At 64.0% G+C, this 15,216-nt stretch carries 20 protein-coding genes and 1 riboswitch; of the genes, 10 read left to right on the top strand and 10 right to left on the bottom strand.

The window, feature by feature from the left end:
* Positions 1–20 precede the first annotated feature (20 nt).
* Genes MTAI_RS11135 through MTAI_RS11120 form a run of 4 tightly spaced genes read left to right on the top strand, consistent with a single transcriptional unit; the run spans position 21 to position 2,605 of the window.
* Positions 21–545 carry a TlpA family protein disulfide reductase gene (locus MTAI_RS11135; protein WP_027886396.1) on the top strand — a complete coding sequence of 175 codons (525 nt, stop codon included), beginning with the start codon at positions 21–23 and terminating at the stop codon, positions 543–545.
* Between the two features lie 2 nt (positions 546–547).
* A complete protein-coding gene (locus MTAI_RS11130; RefSeq protein WP_027886395.1) occupies positions 548–1,021 on the top strand; it encodes a cytochrome c-type biogenesis protein in 474 nt (157 codons plus the stop codon).
* Positions 1,021–2,010: a c-type cytochrome gene (locus MTAI_RS11125; RefSeq protein WP_027886394.1), complete on the top strand. Its 990-nt coding sequence runs from the start codon at positions 1,021–1,023 to the stop codon at positions 2,008–2,010. Before MTAI_RS11130 ends, MTAI_RS11125 begins: the two co-directional genes overlap by 1 nt.
* Positions 2,011–2,017: 7 nt before the next feature.
* Entirely contained in the window at positions 2,018–2,605 is a 588-nt protein-coding gene (locus MTAI_RS11120) for a Rieske 2Fe-2S domain-containing protein (protein ID WP_081698334.1), read from the top strand.
* On the opposite strand, the gene tyrS is transcribed toward MTAI_RS11120, so the two are convergent.
* Positions 2,602–3,882 carry a tyrosine--tRNA ligase gene (gene tyrS, locus MTAI_RS11115; RefSeq protein ID WP_027886392.1) on the bottom strand — a complete coding sequence of 427 codons (1,281 nt, stop codon included), beginning with the start codon at positions 3,880–3,882 and terminating at the stop codon, positions 2,602–2,604. The two genes, MTAI_RS11120 and tyrS, sit on opposite strands and share 4 nt — an antisense overlap.
* Before the next feature lie 89 nt (positions 3,883–3,971).
* On the opposite strand from tyrS, the gene MTAI_RS11110 reads away from it, so the two are divergent.
* The 3 genes from MTAI_RS11110 to MTAI_RS11100 all read left to right on the top strand — a co-directional run bounded on the left by MTAI_RS11110 (position 3,972) and on the right by MTAI_RS11100 (position 4,854).
* Positions 3,972–4,355 carry a hypothetical protein gene (locus MTAI_RS11110; RefSeq protein WP_027886391.1) on the top strand — a complete coding sequence of 128 codons (384 nt, stop codon included), beginning with the start codon at positions 3,972–3,974 and terminating at the stop codon, positions 4,353–4,355.
* A 115-nt stretch (positions 4,356–4,470) separates the two neighbouring features.
* Complete coding sequence (rpsT, locus tag MTAI_RS11105) at positions 4,471–4,764, top strand: 30S ribosomal protein S20 (RefSeq protein ID WP_013013131.1); 294 nt, start codon at positions 4,471–4,473, stop codon at positions 4,762–4,764.
* A gap of 9 nt (positions 4,765–4,773) precedes the next feature.
* Entirely contained in the window at positions 4,774–4,854 is an 81-nt protein-coding gene (locus tag MTAI_RS11100; RefSeq protein ID WP_081439944.1) for a 30S ribosomal protein THX, read from the top strand.
* Between the two features lie 48 nt (positions 4,855–4,902).
* On the opposite strand, the gene MTAI_RS11095 is transcribed toward MTAI_RS11100, so the two are convergent.
* Complete coding sequence (locus MTAI_RS11095; RefSeq protein ID WP_027886390.1) at positions 4,903–5,610, bottom strand: CHAD domain-containing protein; 708 nt, start codon at positions 5,608–5,610, stop codon at positions 4,903–4,905.
* Between the two features lie 60 nt (positions 5,611–5,670).
* Complete coding sequence (locus MTAI_RS11090) at positions 5,671–6,225, bottom strand: DUF177 domain-containing protein (protein ID WP_027886389.1); 555 nt, start codon at positions 6,223–6,225, stop codon at positions 5,671–5,673.
* Positions 6,226–6,321: 96 nt separating this feature from the next.
* Here MTAI_RS11090 and rocF point away from each other — a divergent pair, with 96 nt between their 5' ends.
* Together rocF and hisA are read left to right on the top strand one after the other, a co-directional pair.
* A complete protein-coding gene (rocF, locus tag MTAI_RS11085) occupies positions 6,322–7,218 on the top strand; it encodes an arginase (protein WP_027886388.1) in 897 nt (298 codons plus the stop codon).
* A gap of 35 nt (positions 7,219–7,253) precedes the next feature.
* The gene (gene hisA / locus MTAI_RS11080; protein WP_027886387.1) at positions 7,254–7,958 is read left to right on the top strand and encodes a 1-(5-phosphoribosyl)-5-[(5-phosphoribosylamino)methylideneamino]imidazole-4-carboxamide isomerase; all 705 of its coding nucleotides are present in this window, start codon (positions 7,254–7,256) and stop codon (positions 7,956–7,958) included.
* 176 nt (positions 7,959–8,134) lie between these two features.
* Here hisA and MTAI_RS11075 read toward each other — a convergent pair whose 3' ends face one another.
* The 7 genes from MTAI_RS11075 to cysC all read right to left on the bottom strand — a co-directional run bounded on the left by MTAI_RS11075 (position 8,135) and on the right by cysC (position 14,569).
* Complete coding sequence (locus MTAI_RS11075; protein ID WP_027886386.1) at positions 8,135–9,832, bottom strand: NADPH-dependent assimilatory sulfite reductase hemoprotein subunit; 1,698 nt, start codon at positions 9,830–9,832, stop codon at positions 8,135–8,137.
* The gene (gene cobA, locus MTAI_RS11070) at positions 9,816–10,556 is read right to left on the bottom strand and encodes a uroporphyrinogen-III C-methyltransferase (RefSeq protein WP_027886385.1); all 741 of its coding nucleotides are present in this window, start codon (positions 10,554–10,556) and stop codon (positions 9,816–9,818) included. The genes MTAI_RS11075 and cobA overlap by 17 nt, the downstream gene beginning before the upstream one ends.
* Positions 10,553–11,230: a precorrin-2 dehydrogenase/sirohydrochlorin ferrochelatase family protein gene (locus MTAI_RS11065; protein WP_223299720.1), complete on the bottom strand. Its 678-nt coding sequence runs from the start codon at positions 11,228–11,230 to the stop codon at positions 10,553–10,555. Before MTAI_RS11065 ends, cobA begins: the two co-directional genes overlap by 4 nt.
* A gap of 3 nt (positions 11,231–11,233) precedes the next feature.
* Complete coding sequence (locus MTAI_RS11060) at positions 11,234–11,983, bottom strand: sulfite exporter TauE/SafE family protein (protein WP_027886384.1); 750 nt, start codon at positions 11,981–11,983, stop codon at positions 11,234–11,236.
* Between the two features lie 99 nt (positions 11,984–12,082).
* Positions 12,083–13,252, bottom strand: a complete 1,170-nt coding sequence (gene sat / locus MTAI_RS11055) for a sulfate adenylyltransferase (RefSeq protein WP_027886383.1) — start codon at positions 13,250–13,252, stop codon at positions 12,083–12,085.
* Between the two features lie 10 nt (positions 13,253–13,262).
* A complete protein-coding gene (locus MTAI_RS11050) occupies positions 13,263–13,928 on the bottom strand; it encodes a phosphoadenylyl-sulfate reductase (RefSeq protein ID WP_027886382.1) in 666 nt (221 codons plus the stop codon).
* Positions 13,925–14,569, bottom strand: a complete 645-nt coding sequence (gene cysC / locus MTAI_RS11045; protein ID WP_027886381.1) for an adenylyl-sulfate kinase — start codon at positions 14,567–14,569, stop codon at positions 13,925–13,927. The genes MTAI_RS11050 and cysC overlap by 4 nt, the downstream gene beginning before the upstream one ends.
* A 3-nt stretch (positions 14,570–14,572) precedes the next feature.
* Positions 14,573–14,693: riboswitch (SAM riboswitch) on the bottom strand.
* A gap of 159 nt (positions 14,694–14,852) precedes the next feature.
* Here cysC and MTAI_RS11040 point away from each other — a divergent pair.
* Complete coding sequence (locus MTAI_RS11040) at positions 14,853–15,164, top strand: LapA family protein (RefSeq protein ID WP_027886380.1); 312 nt, start codon at positions 14,853–14,855, stop codon at positions 15,162–15,164.
* Positions 15,165–15,216: the final 52 nt, after the last annotated feature.

The raw sequence follows: 15,216 nt of genomic DNA, 5'->3' as shown, positions 1-15,216 counted from the left end.
GGTGCGAGGAGAGGGGGGCTGTGCTTAGATTCTGGCCGATTTGGGTGTTGCTGCTGGGGGGGCTGTTCTACTGGGGCCTGCAGCGCCCCGACAAGAGCGAGCTGAAGTCGGTGCTGGTGGGGAAGCCGGCGCCCAGCTTTAGCCTGCCGCTTCTAGCGCCTTACCGGGCCCAGTACGGGGCCGAGATGGGGATCCGCGAAGGCCTGGGTAAGCCGGTGCTGCTCAACATCTGGGCCAGCTGGTGCATCCCCTGCCGCAGCGAGGCCCCGCTCCTGGAGCGCTTCCACCAGCAGTACAAAGACCAGGTGCTCATCCTGGGGGTTAATGTGCAGGACAGCGAGGCCGAGGCCCTGAAATTTGTCCAGGAGTATGGCCTGACCTTCCCCAGCGTCTACGATGCGCGCGGGCGCATCGGCATCGAGTACGGCTACTACGGCGTGCCCGAGACCTTTGTGATAGACCGCCACGGGGTGGTGCTGGCCCGGCATGCCGGCGAGCTGAGCGAGGCGCAGCTGCGGGGCTATATCGAGCAGGTGTTGCGATGAGGATGAAGCGAGCGATTACCTGGTGGGTAGGCGGGCTCTTGCTGCTGGCCTGGGCCCTGGCCCAGCCCAGCCCCAACACCCCACCCCCGGATTTTTCGCCCGAGGTGTTCAGAATTGCCGGCCAGTTGCGCTGCCCGGTCTGCCAGGGGGAGTCGGCGGCGGAGTCCAACGCCGGCATTGCCGTGGAGATGCGCCGCATCATCGCCGAGCAACTGGCCCAGGGCAAAAGCGAGGCCGAGATCCGGGCCTTTTTTGTAGAGCGCTACGGCGACTGGATTCTCTACGAGCCGCCCGCCCGCGGCCTCACCCTGTGGGTCTGGCTCTCGCCCCTCCTTGGGCTGGGCCTGCTGGGCTTTGGCCTGTGGCGCTACCTGGCGCGGGTGCGGGCTCGAGCCCTTACCGCTGCCTCCGAGGTCTCCGAGGAAGAGATGGCCCGTCTCGAGGCCGAGCTGCAATCCCCCGAGCGACAACCATGATGTTGGCCTACCTGATCCTTGCCCTGCTCTTTGTACTGGCCCTGGCCTATGCCCTCTGGCCCTTTTTCCGCACCCCGGCCCAGCCCTTTCCCGAGAGCCCCCGGCCCGAGGAGCTGCGAGCCGAGCTCGAGGTGCTCAAATCGCTGGCCCGGGAGGCCGAAGGGGAGGAGCGCAAGCGCCTCCTGGCCCAGGCGGTGCGCCTCGAGCGCCAACTGGCCGAGCTGGGCCAGGAAAACCCCACCCCGCGCCGCCTGAGCCCGCTCACGCTGGGGGCCGTGACCCTGGGCCTGCTGGCCCTGGGGGTGGGGCTGTGGGCCTACACGGTGCCGCGCCTGCCGGGCGAGACCATCATCACCAGCCGGGGCGAGGCCCGCGAGCTGGGCCGCCTGCAACGCCGGGCCGAGCAGAGCGGCCAGGCCGCCGACTGGCTGGCCTACGCCAACAAAGCCTACGAGCTGCAGGACTTCGAGCGGGCCGTGCGGGGCTACCTGAAGGTGATCGAGCTCGAGCCCCGCAACGCCACCGCCGTGCGCCGGATCGGCATCCTGCTCTTCATGAGCGGCCGGCCCGAGGAGGGGGCCCAGGCCCTCGAGCTCGCGGTGCGGGCCGAGCCTGAGGTGCCCGAGGGCTGGCTGTTTCTGGGGAACGCCTACTTTCAACTGGGCCGCCCGGCCCAGGCCATTGCGGCCTGGGAGGGCTACCTGAAGGCCGGCGGCGAGGCCCGGGAGCAGGTGCAGAACCTGATCCAGACTGCTAAAAACCAGCTTGGCGCCACCTCCTTGGGGCAGCAGGTCTACCTGGCCCGGTGCGCGGCCTGCCACGGGGCCCAGGCCCAGGGGGGTACGGGGCCGCGCCTGCAGGGCAACCCCATCCGCAAGGTGCCGGAGGCGGTGCGGGAGATTGTCCTCAAGGGCCGGGGCCAGATGCCGGCGGTGGCCCTGAACGAGGCCGAGATGCAGGCTTTGTTGCAGTACCTGGGGGGGCTGTAGAGGGTCTATGGACAAGCCCAACCCGCAAAACCTGCGCCGCATCAACCGGCGGGATTTGCTTTGGATTGTTCCGAGCGCCATCACCACCGGCTTTTTTGGCTGGCTGGCCTGGCGTACCTACCTCATCCACTTCACCAAAGCCGGTGTGAGTGAGCCTGTCTGGCGCGAGGGGCCTCGCCGGGCGGTGGCTACTTTGGATGAGCTGGCGGCCCCCTGGCATTTCAAGTACTTCGATTACGAGTACAGCGGCAGCCCCCTCAAGGCCGTGGTCTTCCGGCTTCCGCAACCGGTGGTGGGGGGCCTCACGGTAGGGGAGGCCCACTTTCTGGCCCTGTCGCGCATCTGCACCCACCAGGGCTGTGTGGTCAACTACGTGGACAACCCCGAGCTGGGCTCCATCGCCTACAACTACCGCACCGACCACCCCTTCCTGGGCTGCCCCTGCCACTTTGGGGCCTACGAGCCTTTGCAAGGGGGCAAGGCGGTGTACGGCCCGCCCCGCTTCCCGTTGCCCCGCCTGCGCCTCGAGGAGGAGAACGGGGTGCTCTATGCCACCGGCTACGAGACCCCCTTCCGCCCGCTCGAGCCGGGTTAGCCCGGTATCACCCGCACAAACTTATCCTTGCCGCGTTGCAGCACCACGGGCTGGCTCAGCACCACCTCCAGCTTGGGGTCAGTGAGCACCGCACCGTCGAGCCGCAGGCCTTTTTGCTCGATCAGCCGCCGGGCCTCGCCGTTGGAGGCGGTCAGGCCGGCCAGGGTGAAGAGCTTTACCACGGCAATTTTGCCCTCTTGCAGCTCGCCGGGGTGCAGGGTCACTTCGGGCATCTCGTCGGGGATGCCCCCGTGGGCGATCTCGTAGTAGCGGGCCTCGGCCTGCTGTACCACCGGCGCGCCGCCCTGGTCGTGCCCGTGGGCTTCCCAGCTATACCCCAGCGACTCGTACAGGGCTTTGTCCAGTCGGGCGGGAATCAGCGGCTGGGCGTAGGCCCCGGTGAGCAGCCGGGCCAGCACCCGGTGGGCGCCCACCGGCCCGCCTTGCTCCAGCACCTCTTGAATTTCTTCCGGCGCAAGGTCGGTGCAGAGTTCGAAGTAGGTCGGCAGGTAGGGGTCTTCCACCTTCATCAGCTTGCGGAAGATCTCGCTGGGCTCCTCGGTGATGCCGATGTAGTTGTCGTAGCTTTTGGACATCTTCTGCCCGTCGCCCCCCACCAGAAGCGGCATCAGGAAGGCCACCTGCTTTTCCAGGCCATAGGCCGCCTGCACCTCGCGCCCTACCAGCAGGTTGAACTTCTGGTCGGTGCCGCCCATCTCCACATCGCAGGCGATGGGCACCGAGTCGTAGCCCTGGGCAAAGGGATAGAGGAACTCGTGGATGGAGATGGGCACCCCCTCGGTGTAGCGCTTTTTGAAGTCTTCGCGCTCGAGCATCTGGGCCACGGTCAAAAGCGAGGTGAGCCGGATGACCTCTTTGAAGCCCAGGTTTTCCAGCCACTCCGAGTTGTAGCGCAGCTCGAAGCGCGCGGGGTCGTTGGTGATCAGGATCTTCCCCACCTGCTCCACGTAGCTTTTGGCGTTGGCCCGGGTTTCTTCCAGGGTGAGGGGTGGGCGGGTCTTGCTGCGGCCCGAGGGGTCGCCGATCATGGCGGTAAAGTCGCCGATGATGAGAACGACCTTGTGGCCGAGCTCCTGGAACTGCCGCATCTTGCGCAGCACCACGGCATGGCCGATGTGAATGTCGGGCCGGGTGGGGTCGAGGCCTAGCTTAACTGTGAGCTTTTTCCCCGACTGCAACTTTTTGAGTAAGTCTTCCTGGGGGATGATCTCCACCGCCCCCATCCGCAGCAGGCTGAATGCTTCCTCCGCCGTCATGCCCTCAAGTATACCGATTTGACCGGGGCTGACAGGCTGGGCGTGAGCGGTGTGCTCGAGCCAATCCGGGCTTGGCTTATACTTGAACCGTGCGAACACTTCTAATTCTGGCGCTCATTGCCGGTGGGGTGTACTTTTACGCGGAGCGCTTCGGTCTTGCGGTGGGCTACGCGCCTTTTACCCCGGTTTTTTACTGGAACTACAGTGGCGAGGTGCGCAACCAGGTACGGGCCACGGGCATCCGGGCCTTTGTCAAGGTGACGGTGAGCGGTGAGCTGCGGCAGGGGAGCTTCGAGGTGGAGATTCGCCGCTCGGGGCAGAACAATCCGGGCCTGGTCAAGCGCTACCGGGGCCGCTTCTCCGAGGAAATACGCTACCCGGTTGAGGCCAATTTGTACGATGTTATTTTCCGCATAAAGGATGCGCGGGGCCAGGTGCGCATGGACTGGGTGGCGACCCGCAACGAGTTTTAGGGTCTAGGCACGGAAGCGGGCCTTATGCTAGACTTGTGAGCGGTTTGCCTCGAGGCTGCTCTTTCGCCATTGGTGCGAACGCGGTAGCCCCCCAATTGGGCAATATTGGAGAACTATGGCACAGAAAAAAACTGCACGCAATCCCTCGGCCATGAAGCGCCACCGCCAGTCGCTCAAGCGTCGGGCTCGCAACAAGTCCAAGATGTCGGCCATCAAGACCGTTAGCAAGAAAGCGGTGGCTTTGGCTAAAGAAGGCAACGCCAGCGAGGCAGTGCGGGTTATGCGCTATGCCGAAAGCCTGATTGACAAGGCCGCCAAGGGCTCGACCCTGCACAAGAACGCGGCCAGCCGGCGCAAGTCCCGCCTGATGAGCAAAGTGCACCAGCTTCTGAGCGGAGCTAAAGCCTAGGAGTACAGCATGGGCAAAGGTGACCGTCGTACCCGTCGCGGCAAAATTTTCCGTGGGACTTACGGCAAATACCGTCCCCGCAAGAAGTAACATCCGTTGCGGTGTTTTGCCGGAGGGGATTCCTCCGGTTTTTTGTGCCTACCCCAGGCCGGCCTGGTGGGCCTGCCAGGCTTCCCGGGCGGCCTCGAGGGCCTGCCTTAGCTGGGTCTCGAGCTGCTTTTTATAGAGCGCGGCCCCCCGGCCCCCTTCGGACTCGTAGGTGGCTAGGTAGCGCAGGGTGAAGCTCAGGTCGCCCACCCGACCGAAGACCTCCTGCAGCTGCTTGATGGGCTGGCTCTCCTGCCCGAGCCACTCCCTGGCGTAGCGCAGCCGCCGCAGGGCCCGGCGCAGGGCGTGCAGGCTCTCGAGGCTTTCTTGGTAACGCCACTCCTCGGCTTTTCCTTCAACCTGGTGAAAAAAGCGTTTGAGCCGGGCTTGGGCCAGCGTGGTATCCAGCGGGGGCAGGTTGGAAAGGGCTTGCAGCAATCCGGCCAGCCGGGGTGTCTCCAGCAGGGGTTCAAAGCGGGCTCGAGCCTCTTTGAGCCTGGACGCGGCCCATCTGCGGAACGCTTTGGGTAGGCGGTTATTTTGAAGCAGCACCTCGAGGTCGCGCACCTCCCCGGCTGCCCGCACCAGCCAGGCCAGGTCATCCTCCAACACCCGCAGCCCGGCCAGCCGTAGCCACACCCGCAGCCGCCGTACCGCCACCCGCACCTGGTGCACGCCCTCGGGGTCACGGCCCTCTTTGGCGATGGGCAGGTGCTCCCGCAGGTGCTGCAGCCAGCGATCTAAGCCAATGGTCGACATGCCATCAGCCTAGCACCTGCACGCTGCCGGGGAGGCTTACCTCAACCCAAGCTGGCGGCCTCAGTCCTTCAGGCCGTCCAATAGCTTTGATAGCTCGGCGCCCAGCCTGCTCTGGGCTCTGGTCTGGTGGCCGCAGTCTACTTCGTTGAGGTTGGCCCCACAGACCGGGCACAGGCCTTTGCAGTCTTCTTTGCACAGCACGGTGTAGGGCAGCTCGAGGGCAAAAGCCTCGCTCAACAGGGGCTCTAAGTCCAGGTCGGGATGACCAAAAAGCAGGATTTCCTCTTCATTTTCCTCGATGGCCTCGAGGTGCGCCAAGCCCGATTGATAGCGAAGCAGATACTGAAAATGGGCCCGCACGGCTGCGGGGGTTGGGGCAAGGCAGCGGCGGCACTCCATCAGGGCGTTGCCGGCAATTTCGCCTGAAAGCCAGAAATCCACCCCTCCCTCCCCCTCCATCTTGGCAACGCTGACCTTCCAGACCGCCGGGCCTACCAGCGGGATGCGCTCGTTGGGCAGGGCGATGTAATCCCAGATTTCATCTCTAGCAGTGGTGCTGCCACCCTCGCGGATCAGCCGCGAGAGATTGATGCTTGGTATTGGACGTTGCTTCATCTTTACCCAATGCTTGCGCCTTAGGCGTAGCTCTTCATATTAGCCTCGAGGAGGCTTGGGGTCAATGGGCCTGCGCGAACGGTAGACTGTGTGGGTATGAAGGATATTGGTATCTTGGGCGTTCCGATGGACTTGGGTCAAGGGCGGCGCGGGGTGGATATGGGGCCCAGCGCCATGCGCTATGGGCGTTTGCAGGAGGTGCTCGAGGGCCTGGGCCACCGGGTGCACGACTACGGCGATGTGCGGGTGCCGGTGGTCGAGAGCCTGCGCCACACCCAGCAGGAACCGGGGGGGATGGGCTACCTCGAGGCCATTCGCACGGTCTGTTTGGATACCATAGCTGCCATCGATCAGATGCCCGCCGAGGTGTTTCCAATTGTGCTGGGAGGCGACCACTCCATCGCCATGGGCTCGGTTACGGGGGCCAGCCGGGGGGAGCGCATCGGGGTGATCTGGGTGGATGCCCACGCCGACTTCAACACCCCCGAGACCAGCCCCAGCGGCAACATCCACGGGATGCCCCTGGCCCACCTGTGTGGCTTGGGCGACCCGCGTCTGGTGCACCTGGGCCGCCCTGGGGCTAAGGTGCGGCCCGAGGACGTGGTGCTAATTGGCATTCGTAGTCTGGATCCGGGCGAGGTTCAACTCTTACGCGAGCGTGGGGTTATGGTCTATACCATGAAGGAGGTGGATATACAGGGAATTCCGGCCATTGCCCAGCAGGTCGCCGCCAAGTTCAAGGGTTTTTCCAGGGTGCATGTCTCGCTGGATGCCGACGTGCTCGATCCGGAGATAGCCCCGGGGGTTGGAACCCCGGTTCCTGGCGGGCTGACCTACCGCGAAGCACACCTTCTGATGGAACTGCTGGCCGATGCAAAAATTGTTACCAGCCTCGATATGGTTGAGGTGAACCCCATTCTGGATATCGCCAACCGCACTGCCAAGATAATGGTGGAACTGGCTAGCAGCCTGTTGGGAAAGAAAATCTACTGATGACCCGGTGCGGGCTGGCTTGATACAATCCTCGGGTGTTGGTCATTCCTGCGGTGGATATCCAGTCTGGACGGGCCGTCCGGCTTTATGAGGGCGACCCCAACCAGGAAACCGTCTACTACGAAAACCCGGTGGAGGCCGCCCTGCACTGGCAAAAGCAAGGGGCCCGGATGCTGCACCTGGTTGACCTGGACGCGGCGACGGGTCGGGGGAACAACCGTGCGGTGTTGCGCGAGGTGGCTGCCTCTATCGATATCCCGTTTGAGGTGGGCGGCGGCATCCGCAGCCTGGGGGTGGCCCGGGAAATCCTGGCCCTGGGGGCCAGCCGGGTGGTGGTGGGTACCATAGCGGTAAAGGCCCCAGAGGTGTTGGGCCAGATGCTCCATGATTTCGGCCCCGAGCGGGTGGTGGTGAGCCTGGACGCCCGGGGGCTGGAGGTGGTGGTCTCGGGCTGGGCTGAGGGCACCCGCCTGATGGTGCAGGAACTGGGCCCGCGGGTATGGGAGATGGGCGTTCGTACCCTGATCTACACCGATGTGCGGCGGGACGGAACCCTGGCGGGGCTGGATCTCGAGGTGGTGCGGGTGGTGCGCGCTGCCTGGCCCGGCTTTCTGATCGCCGGAGGGGGTATCGCTTCGGATGCCGATTTACATGGACTGCAAGCCCTGGGTGTGGAGGGGGCCATTACCGGCAAGGCCCTCTACGAAGGGCGGATCAGCCTGTCGTCCTGGGTGAAGTAATACCGGCGACCGAAGGGATACGCTTTCTTCGCCGAGCGTGGCGAGGGGTGTGCCCTAGGATGCCAAAAGATAGCCTCTGGAATCCGGTACAAAGCGAGGGTCGCTTGATGAGGAAGGCTGTCCCGCAACACCTGCGGCCGCGTTTGTAAGCCCGCCCTGGCGCCACTCAACAAGCCTCAGCCTGCAGGGGTCGGCTGATCCGATGGGTCGATCTGCCTGCGTATAAACTCGATCCCTACTCGATGGCAAAACTCACCGAAGGTTTCATTTTCCCGTCGCTGCTGCCGGTAGGCCATCAGGGCGGGCTCGAGGCGGGCGGCTATATCCTCGCGCTTGACGTTGTCCAGGTACACCTCGCCGAGCCGATCCCCCAGGGGGCTGCCGCCCAGGTATATGGTGTACGAGTTGAGGCTTCGGCCCACCAGGCCAATTTCAGCGGTATAGGGGCGGGCGCAGCCGTTGGGGCAGCCGGTCATGCGCACATGCGGAACGGGGCCGGTTTGCAGATCCAGTCTGGAGAGCAGGGCGTCAATCTCGCGGATCACCTGGGGCATAACCCGCTCGCTTTCGGTAATAGCCAGGCCGCAGGTGGGCAAGGCCGGGCATGCCATGGCTTGCTGCACCACCAGGGGGATGCTCCCAGGTAGTTCCACACCGTGCTCGCGCAGGATGGCCTCGAGGGTAGCCTGATCGCTCGGCCGGATGTTGGTGAACAGGATGTTTTGCTGAGGGGTAAGGCGTATTTCCGGGTTGAGGCGCCTGACCACCTCGCGGATGGCTACGCGAAGGTGATCCTTGACCCGCCCGTTTTCCACAAAAAGCCCGAAGAAAAGCTGCCCATCGCCCTGCTCATGCCAGCCCAGGTGGTCGTCGGCGCACTGCCAGGTGAGGGGCTGGGCCTCGGGCAGGCTGTAGCCCACGTAGCGCTCAACCTCGGCCTTAAAGCGCTCCAGGCCCCAGGCCTCCACCAGGTATTTCATGCGGGCCAGTTTGCGCTCGTCGCGCCGGCCATGATCGCGCTGAACCCGGACAATGGCCTCCACCACCTCAAACAGCTGCTCGGGTTTGATGGTGGTGAGGGGTTTGGCCAGCACCGGATGGGTATCCTTAGCCCCGTGGCTCTGCCCCAGCCCACCGCCTACCAGGAGGGTGAATCCCTTTAGCACATCCTTTTCAAGCCAGGGCACTATGCCGATATCCTGGGTATAGACGTCCACGCAGTTGTCGCCAGGGAAAGCAAAGGCGATCTTAAACTTGCGCGGGAGATAGGTCTGGCCGTACAGGGGTTCGACTTCTTCTTCCAGGCTGGCGGCCTTTTCGCCATCCAGCCAGATCTCGTAGTAAGCGCGGCTCCTGGGCTTGAGCCGGTCGGACAGGGCTTTGGCATACTGCGATATCTCCGCTCTTTGGCGGTCTGAAAAGGGAGCGGGGCAGGCCACCACATTGCGCACCACGTCCCCACAGGCCGATAGGCTGGTTAGGAGATGCTGATTAAGCACCTGGATCAGGGGTTTCAGACCCCCCTTGCGCACACCGTGAAACTGGATGGCCTGGCGGGTGGTGATGCGTAAGGTGGCGTTTCCGAGCTGGTCTGCCAGACGGTCGAGGGCTAGATACTGCTCGGGTTGCAGCACACCGCCGGGTATGGCGACCCGGATCATAAAAGAGTAATCGGGCCCCAGGCCCTGGGCCTTGCGGGCCTTGCGCACGTCGCGGTCGTCTTGCTGGTAGATGCCGTGAAACTTGAGGATCTGGTAGCCTTCTTCGCTGAAGTGGTCGCTGGGGCTGTTGAGCTCGAGATCCACCGGCCCGCGCAGGTTGCGGCTGGCCAGCTTGATGCTTTCTACCTTGGAGATTTTAGATTGCGGCGACATACTCCTCCTTCGTTTTGCGCAGCCTTTGGTGAACCCCTACCACCGCCCCTTGCACCCAGACCGCAGGGGCCTGCACCTCTACCCGGCCCTGGGCGATGCTCTGCAGATCCGTGAGCAAAAGGCGCTCGCTGGGGGTGGTTCCGTTTTCGATGAAGGCCGCCGGCTCCTGGGGCGGCCGTCCGGCCCGGATAAGGGCTCGAGCCAGCTCTACGCGCCGCTCGACGCCCATGAGAATGACCAAGGTATCCACCCGCGCATAGGCAGCCAGGTTGGGGGCGGCCCCCTCTTGGATCTGCCCGGAGATGACGGCAAAGCCGCTGGCCAGGCCCCGCATGGTAAGAGGGATGCCCCACAGCCCCGGTAGAGCCACAGCAGAGCTAAGGCCGGGCACCAGCTCGACCGGGAGGCCTGCTTGAGCCAGGTGGAGCCATTCCTCCGCCCCACGCCCAAAAACCATGGGATCCCCCCCCTTGAGCCGCACGACCTTGCGCCCGGCCCGTGCGTGGGATAGGAGCAGCTGCAAAATCTGTTGCTGTTTATCCTGCTCACCCTTGGTTTTGCCCACATAGATGAGCTCAGCCTGGGGGTTGACCAGAGCCAGCACCTCCGGGCTTACCAGGCGGTCGTAGAGAACCACCTCGGCTTCCTGCAGAACCCGGGCGGCCCGCAGGGTCAAAAGATCGGCGCTGCCGGGCCCGGCCCCCACCAGGTAAACTGGACTCATACCACCTCCACGCTAGGGGTTGGTTTGCCCATCTGCCGAACGGAGTTTGGATCGTACAGGGATTGTAAAAGAACCGCTCGAGCCCGCTCGTGCTCGCCCAGGAAAATCAGATCCAGTGCCTCACTGTCAATCATGCGATACCAGGCGGCCTTACGGGCCTCGAAGCTATGGGGATAGGCCTGTTTGACCAGGGGGCGGAAAGAGCGCAGCAGCTCCAGGTATTCGGCATACTCGGGGCCGTACTCGGCGGCCAGGCGCTCCCTGATGCGCACGGCCAAGGCCGGGGCAACGCCGCTGGTAGAGACGGCCAGCACCAGATCGCCCTGGCGGTGTACCGAAGGCAGGATGAAGTCGCAGTGGGGGGGATCGTCGACCGCATTGAGCCAGACGCCGCGCTCCCTTGCCTCCTGGGCGATGATTGAGTTGAGGCTCGGATCCACCGGATGGGAAAAGCACAGCACGAAGCCGGCCAGATCCCCGTAGGTGTAGCTGCGTTGCTGCCACTCGAGCCGCCCCTGGCGAAGGGCCTCTTCCAGTTCGGGGTGATGCAGAGGCGAGATCAGGCGAACCCAGGCCCCCTGCTCCAAAAGCTTTTGTACCTTGCTGGCCGTCTCCAGGCCTCCCCCGATGAAGAGCACTTTTTTGCCTTGCAGATTGAGCATTACCGGATACACATCTCACCTCGCCAGGGCGGGTATGCCGCGCAGAATCAGGTGCGAACCAATCAGCATCAGCCAGAGCAAAAGGCCTATTCTAAAAGGCCGCTGGTTGACCCGCTGGCCCAGCCAGGCCCCCAGCAAAGAGCCGAGCAAACCACCGCAGGCCAGCTTGGCCAGCAGCAGCCCGTCGGTCTGGCCCAGCGCTGCGTGCAGCCCACCGGCAAAAGCGGATAGCCCAAGGCCAAACCAGAGATCTGTACCCACGATCTGCCTGGGGGGCAGGCGGGTTCCGCTCATCAGCAGCAAAATACCCAGGGCCCCGGCCCCTGCCGAGGAAAAGCCCACCTCCAGGCCGATGAAGGCGGCGATGGCCACGATCCACTGGGGGGCCAGGGGCCGAGGGGGTAGCCTCTTAAGGGTGATGGCCAGGTTGATGATCGCCACGAGCAAAATAATCAAGCCTATGCCGACCAGCACCGCCTCTTTGTGAACCTTTAGGGAGTGCAGCAGCAGGCTGCCGGCCGCGGCGGCTGGCAGCCCGCCGATTAGCAAAAGGCGCAGGGCTTGCCAGTTGACCCCTTGTTTTTGCCAGTAAACCCACCCGGCGGGAATCTTTGCCAGCATAGAGAAAAGCAGCGCTGTGCCAACGGCAACCTCGGGTGGAACCCCCAGGGCCAGGATCAGCAGCGGGGTGGTGAGGGTGCCCCCGCCGACCCCGGTCAGGCCGATGCACAGGGCGATGACGAAACCTATGACAACCTCGAGCATCCAACTTACCTCCAGCCTGGTAGCTGCCTGGATATATACCGGTGAGGGGTTTGAGTAGAGACCCCCGGATATCTGAGAAGCCGAGACCTCCCCAGAGCCTTAGCGATGTTCTACAGCCTTGGCCTGATAAGCGGAGCGTAGCACCGCCGCCACCTCCGGCCGGGTAAACTCCGCAGGCAGCGGGGCCCCTGCGCGCAGCAGCTCGCGCACGCGGGTGCCGGAGAGCACCAGGTGGTGCTGGCTGTCGTGGGGGCAGGTGCGGGGCGTGACGATGGCCTGGCAGGCCCGGCAGTAGAAAGAGTGCTCAAACTTGACTATCTGAATGCCGATCTCCTCGGGCCTGAAGGCCGAGAAAATTTCCTGGGCTTCGTAGGGGCCATAGTACTGGCCGACGCCGGCATGGTCGCGGCCCACAATGAAATGGGTGCAGCCGTAATTTTTTCGGCTGATGGCATGCAAGACCGCTTCGCGGGGCCCCGCGTAGCGCATGGCTGCCGGATAGACCCCCAGCAGAACCCGTTCCTTGGGGTAGTAGTGCTCCAGGAGCACCTTATAGGCCTCCATGCGCACAGAAGCCGGGACATCGTCGGCCTTGGTGGCACCGACCAGGGGGTTGAGGAACAGCCCGTCGAGCTGTTCCAGGGCTACTTTGTGCAGGTATTCGTGGGCCCGGTGGATGGGGTTGCGGGTCTGAAAAGCGACCACCGTTTTCCAGCCCCGTTGGGCAAAAATGCGCCGTGTCTCGCGGGGGGTGTAGTGGTGCTCGGGGAAGGGCCCCCGATCCAGGTGCAACAAATACACGCCCCCGGCCAGGTAGACCTCGCCTCGAGCCAGCAAAGCCGCCACCCCGGGGTGGGCGGGGTTGGCGGTGCGGTAGACCGCCAGGGCTTCCTGCCTTTTGTCGGGCTGATACTGCTCCTCTACCTCGAGCAGGCCCACCGTTTTCCCATTCCAGACCAGGCGCACGCGCCGGCGGTACAGAACGGCCTGCGAGCGCGGGACGGCCAGGGTGATGGGAATGCTCCAGGGCAGGCCACCAGAGAGCCGCATCTCCTCCAGCACGCGCCGGTAATCGGCCTCCCCCATGAACCCCTGCAGGGGCGAGTAGACCCCGGTGGCGATCAGCTCCAGGTCGGCGTAGCCCTGGGCGTCTAGCTCGAGGGCCGGAAGGTGGGCGAACTCTTGTGGATCCGCCTCCAACACGCGTTCAACCAGGGTGCCCCCGTGCGGTGATGGTAAGCTTACAACATTTGTAAGTTTTTCAGCCATAAAAAAACTCCTACAAAGCTTGTTCACCCTGCCACAGGCCGCACTCGGTTTTGCCCCGGCCTGCCCAGCGGCCGGCCCGGGCCTCCTCGCCGGGGCGCACGGCGCGGGTGCAGGGCCAGCAACCGATGCTGAGAAAGCCCGACCAGTACAGAGGGTTGACGAAAAGCTGGTGCGTTTGTGCGAAGGCCTCGAGCTGGGCGCGATGCCAGTAGGCCAGCGGGTTGATGCGCAGCCGCTGGCCGGGCTCCAGAAACCCCAGCCCCTGGCGGGTGGGGGCCTGATCCCGGCTGCGGGCGTTTAGCAGCGCCGAGGGGTTTTTTTCCGAAAGGTAGGCGCGCAAGGGGGCCACTTTGCGCACGTTGCAGCAGCCGTCGGGGTCGCTGCGGAAGCGCTCCTCTCCCCAGGGGTCGGGCGGCAGCCCGGCGCTGAGGGTCACAAAGCGCATCTGTGGGTAGCGGGCCGAGAGGCGGTCGCGGGTCTCGAGGGTTTCCGGGAAATGATAGCCGGTGTCCACAAACACCACCTCACCGGTATAGCCGGCCTGCGCGGCCAGCTCGAGCAGCACCACCCCATTGAGGTTGAAGGCGCTGGTGATGATAAGGTCGGGGTAGTGCTCCAGGGCCCACTGGATGACCTCGAGGGGCGGGGTCTGGGGGTTCCAGTGCTCAGGGATCACCGCCTGCCCACCTCCCTAACACCCAAAGGGGCCAGGGCTGCCAGCAGACGGTCGAGGCACTCCTGCAGGCTCATCTGATCGGTGCGCAGGTGCAAATCGGGGTTCAGAGGGGGCTCGTAAGGGTCTGAAATCCCGGTAAAGTGCGCTATCTCGCCGCGCAGGGCCCGGGCGTACAGGCCCTTTACGTCCCTCTGGATCAGCACCTCCAGGGGTGCGTCCACGTAGACCTCGAGCTTCCTGGGGGCTTCGGCCAGCACGGCTTCGCGGGTAGAACGGTAGGGGCTGATGGCGCTTACCAGCACCAGCACCCCATGTTTGGCCAGCAGGTTGGCCACATAACCGATGCGGCGGATGTTGGTATCGCGGTCTTCTCGGCTAAAGCCCAGGCCTTTCGATAAATGCTCCCGCACCACATCGCCATCGAGATGCTCCACCGGGTATCCGGCTTCGTATAAGAGCACCTCCAGGGCCCGGGCCAGGGTGGTTTTACCGGCTCCAGAAAGCCCGGTGAACCAGATGACAGCCCCCGATGCAAGCGATGGCTTGCGGTGCTGCCCTCCGGGTCTCCTGCTGCTGGCTGGAGCGGAATAACCTGTGGTGTGGCTTGAGGAGATGGCGCTCGAGTTTTCCAAGATATTCAAACCCCCTTATCTTTCCCAGCACAGAGGCCGGGCCGGAATTGGCACCTTGCCTTTGGCAGGTTGCCGCAGCTTCATCGGGCCGTTCCCGTCGGGCAGTTGCCCTGTCCGCTGCTCTGGATAAGGCCTAGAGCCTTGATACCAGGCACGGCCGCCTGGTGAAGGGTAGGCTAGCATAAGTTACAACTTTTGTAAACTAATCGAGCGTTCGACCCCCTCGGGGTTCAGGAGGGGTTTGCACGGGCCAGGGCGCTTTTCTCACCCAAGGCTGCGGTAGACTTCTAGCATGAAAGTTCTGAGTGCGCTGGCCTTCGCGATCGTGCTGGGGGTGGCGGCGGTGGCCTGGGTTCTGTATGCGCTGCAGCCTGGGCTGTTGATCGGTACACCCTGGGGCCTGGTTCACCTGAGCCTGCTGTGGGTGGGGGCCTTCGGGTTGGGCCTGGCCGTGATGGGGTTATACGTGCTGACCGGCTGGATGCAGGCCCAGGCTGCTTTGCGCCAGCGCAACCTGGAACTGCGTCAGCTTAGGGCTGAACTCGAGGCCCTCAGAAAACAGCACCCTGAAGAAACTCCGGTCATACCAGACCGGCCAGCTTGAGTAAAAGCGCCGTTCAGATGCCGGCAAGCCCCCTCGATGGGCAGAGAGTGAG

Origin of the sequence: Meiothermus taiwanensis WR-220 (genome assembly GCF_003568585.1) — a bacterium.
Classification (GTDB): domain Bacteria; phylum Deinococcota; class Deinococci; order Deinococcales; family Thermaceae; genus Meiothermus; species Meiothermus taiwanensis.
Note: the sequence above shows the minus strand (reverse complement) of the source record. Positions and strands in the feature narration are given on the sequence as shown.

Excerpts from the sequence above, each read along its gene's own strand:
- MTAI_RS11060 (WP_027886384.1), bottom strand. The coding sequence starts at position 11,983 with ATGCTCGAGGTTGTCATAGGTTTCGTCATCGCCCTGTGCATCGGCCTG.
- MTAI_RS11130 (WP_027886395.1), top strand. The coding sequence starts at position 548 with ATGAAGCGAGCGATTACCTGGTGGGTAGGCGGGCTCTTGCTGCTGGCC.
- MTAI_RS11100 (WP_081439944.1), top strand. The coding sequence starts at position 4,774 with ATGGGCAAAGGTGACCGTCGTACCCGTCGCGGCAAAATTTTCCGTGGG.
- MTAI_RS11095 (WP_027886390.1), bottom strand. The coding sequence starts at position 5,610 with ATGTCGACCATTGGCTTAGATCGCTGGCTGCAGCACCTGCGGGAGCAC.
- MTAI_RS11040 (WP_027886380.1), top strand. The coding sequence starts at position 14,853 with ATGAAAGTTCTGAGTGCGCTGGCCTTCGCGATCGTGCTGGGGGTGGCG.
- MTAI_RS11075 (WP_027886386.1), bottom strand. The coding sequence starts at position 9,832 with ATGTCGCCGCAATCTAAAATCTCCAAGGTAGAAAGCATCAAGCTGGCC.
- rocF (WP_027886388.1), top strand. The coding sequence starts at position 6,322 with ATGAAGGATATTGGTATCTTGGGCGTTCCGATGGACTTGGGTCAAGGG.
- rpsT (WP_013013131.1), top strand. The coding sequence starts at position 4,471 with ATGGCACAGAAAAAAACTGCACGCAATCCCTCGGCCATGAAGCGCCAC.
- tyrS (WP_027886392.1), bottom strand. The coding sequence starts at position 3,882 with ATGACGGCGGAGGAAGCATTCAGCCTGCTGCGGATGGGGGCGGTGGAG.
- MTAI_RS11120 (WP_081698334.1), top strand. The coding sequence starts at position 2,018 with ATGGACAAGCCCAACCCGCAAAACCTGCGCCGCATCAACCGGCGGGAT.
- MTAI_RS11125 (WP_027886394.1), top strand. The coding sequence starts at position 1,021 with ATGTTGGCCTACCTGATCCTTGCCCTGCTCTTTGTACTGGCCCTGGCC.
- MTAI_RS11090 (WP_027886389.1), bottom strand. The coding sequence starts at position 6,225 with ATGAAGCAACGTCCAATACCAAGCATCAATCTCTCGCGGCTGATCCGC.
- sat (WP_027886383.1), bottom strand. The coding sequence starts at position 13,252 with ATGGCTGAAAAACTTACAAATGTTGTAAGCTTACCATCACCGCACGGG.
- cobA (WP_027886385.1), bottom strand. The coding sequence starts at position 10,556 with ATGAGTCCAGTTTACCTGGTGGGGGCCGGGCCCGGCAGCGCCGATCTT.